The organism is Enterobacter sp. Acro-832 (assembly GCF_011752745.1).
Classification (GTDB): domain Bacteria; phylum Pseudomonadota; class Gammaproteobacteria; order Enterobacterales; family Enterobacteriaceae; genus Enterobacter; species Enterobacter quasiroggenkampii.
Genome location: NZ_VWWX01000029.1, coordinates 1 through 241 on the forward strand (window position 1 = coordinate 1; position 241 = coordinate 241).

General features: G+C 45.2%; 1 pseudogene. It reads right to left on the bottom strand.

From position 1 onward, the window contains the following. Positions 1-241 (bottom strand): annotated as a pseudogene (locus F3J31_RS23495) (phage tail protein); the annotation flags it as partial.

The following is a 241-nucleotide window of genomic DNA, read 5'->3' on the forward strand; positions in this document are numbered from 1 at the left end:
ATCTCAGCCTGTCCCCACTGGAGGATGAGTGTGTATCCTTTTGTCAGTGGTATTTTGCACCATCCATTGGCAGATAAACTGCCACTCGCTGCAGGTAATTTTGCTGCCTCTCCCAAACCAAGGTTTTTGAGAACCTCAGCACTCAACCCTGCATCGGCAATTTCTTTTAACGCATTGGCGATTAAAGGGTACTGTTTATGCGGATTATCAGCAGCAATATGCTTTTTCATCTGATCATCAG